The organism is Pseudescherichia vulneris, assembly GCF_902164725.1.
Taxonomy (GTDB): Bacteria; Pseudomonadota; Gammaproteobacteria; order Enterobacterales; family Enterobacteriaceae; genus Pseudescherichia; species Pseudescherichia vulneris.
In genome coordinates this window covers 686980-688859 of sequence record NZ_LR607338.1, presented here as the reverse complement: position 1 = coordinate 688859, position 1880 = coordinate 686980, and the positions used below count along the sequence as shown (strand labels likewise).

General features: G+C 52.8%; 2 protein-coding genes. One reads left to right on the top strand and one right to left on the bottom strand.

Features of this window, described 5'->3' with window-relative positions; translation table 11 throughout:
* Window positions 1–29: 29 nt before the first annotated feature.
* Window positions 30–437 (top strand): cupin domain-containing protein, encoded by a 408-nt coding sequence (locus FN633_RS02800; RefSeq protein ID WP_154056653.1) that lies wholly within the window; start codon window positions 30–32, stop codon window positions 435–437.
* A gap of 31 nt (window positions 438–468) precedes the next feature.
* Here FN633_RS02800 and FN633_RS02795 read toward each other — a convergent pair whose 3' ends face one another.
* Window positions 469–1680: a GGDEF domain-containing protein gene (locus FN633_RS02795; protein WP_154058803.1), complete on the bottom strand. Its 1212-nt coding sequence runs from the start codon at window positions 1678–1680 to the stop codon at window positions 469–471.
* Window positions 1681–1880: the final 200 nt, after the last annotated feature.

Genomic DNA, 1880 nt, shown 5'->3' with positions numbered 1-1880 from the left:
ACATCACGTTGATAACGGATGGAGCAAACATGAACGAGATTTTTGAGGGTAACGGTGTCTTCCCACGCGGGGAGAAGAACGAAGCCTATGCCCAGTATTTCACCGGCACCAGCTATCTGACGATGCTCACTACCGAGGGGGTCAATATCGGCAACGTGGTGTTTGAGCCTGGCTGCCGTAATAACTGGCATATCCATCACAAGGGCGGGCAGATCCTGTTGGTAACGGGCGGCAGAGGCTGGTATCAGGCATGGGGCGAGCCAGCCCGTGAGCTAAAGGCTGGCGATGTGGTGAATATTCCGGCAGGGGTTAAGCACTGGCACGGCGCGGCGCACGATAGCTGGTTCGCGCACCTTGCCGTGGCGGTTCCTGCCGAAGGGGCATCAAACGAATGGCTGGAGCCGGTCAGCGACGAGGCTTACAGCCAGCTCCCCTGACAACAGTCATTTATAAGCGTCTAATAAACAATCAGGCCGCAAACACGGTGTTGCGGCCTCTGTTTTTTGCCTGATATAACGCCGCATCAACACGCTGGAACAGCGAGTCCAGGCTCTCCTCGGCCTGATAGTGTGCGACGCCTACGCTAACGGTCAGCGGCGGGATATCAGGTATTGCCATCTTCTCTACTTCTACGCGGAGATCCTCTGCTGCGGTGATTGCCGCGCTTAATGTGGTGTCAGGCAGCAGCAGTAAAAACTCCTCGCCATCCCAGCGGAAGGCAACGCTGCGGTCAGAGGTGCTGAGCGCCTGAGCAAGGTAGATCAGTACCTCGTCGCCCTTTTTGTGCCCGTGGCGCTGATTAATATTTCTAAAGCGATCAATATTTACCAGCAGCAGGCTGAAATCATTGGATGCCGGAAGCTGTTTCTCAAGCTGCTGAACCGCCTCGCGACGATTGAATAAGTGAGTAAGGGGATCCCGGCGCTCGGCATTTTCCAAAGCCTGCTCAAGGCTCCTTTGCTCACTCATATCGTGGATCACGCAGAGTATCAGTCGTTCGCCATAAATTTCGACGGGACCGAGCGCCACCTGTACGTCTCGGGTGGTGCCATTAGCCAGACGATGAGTAAAAGAAAGGGGCTTATGCCCTTCAGGCAGGTGGGCGATTTCGGCGACAATCGGCAACACGTTTCGACCAAGCGTGTTGATCTGCCAGATAAACATCCTGCAAAGCGTTTCATAGGTGTAGCCATAGAAGCGTATCGCTGCGAGATTGGCATCAACGATTTGCCCTTCCCGAGCGGGATCGACCAGGACAATAGGCGCGGATGTCGTGTAAAAAAAGCGCGCGTAAAAACCGTTTTTCCGCGGTCGATAGGCGGCCGAGCGGCTTGCCTTGAGGCCTGCGTTACCGCGCGGCGTCAGACCTTCCACGACGATGACGTTGCCATACTCCTCAAGCGCCACGGCGGAGAGCCTGCAGCTCAGCGTCCGGGTTTCATCACCTGCGGGCAGAGACCAGACCTCAACAATATCGTCGCCGTTTTGCAAGCTAGTGGCATAGCGGTTGAGATGTCGGTGCGCTACGGCAGAAAATTCGCCGCTGCGCATGGTCACCACAGAGGCTCCATCTGATAACACTTGCGCCTGGTGATTGGCAAAGATGAGCTCTTCACTTTCCGGCGCAACGATCCAGATGGGCGTTGCTAAAATGTTCAATTGTTCAAGATGACATATCATCATTGGTTTCCCACTTTTTTATTTTTTTGCTGTGTATACGATTAACGTTAAGTTTTCCTGCTTACCATACTGTTGATAAATAAAATATTAAAAAATTATTTTTTCAAGAGGTTGCCATCGTTAATCTATCTAACATTTATCTTACCCCGTTAGCATCGCTCATATATCCATCTATCGACTGATTTAAGCCGAGCTACACT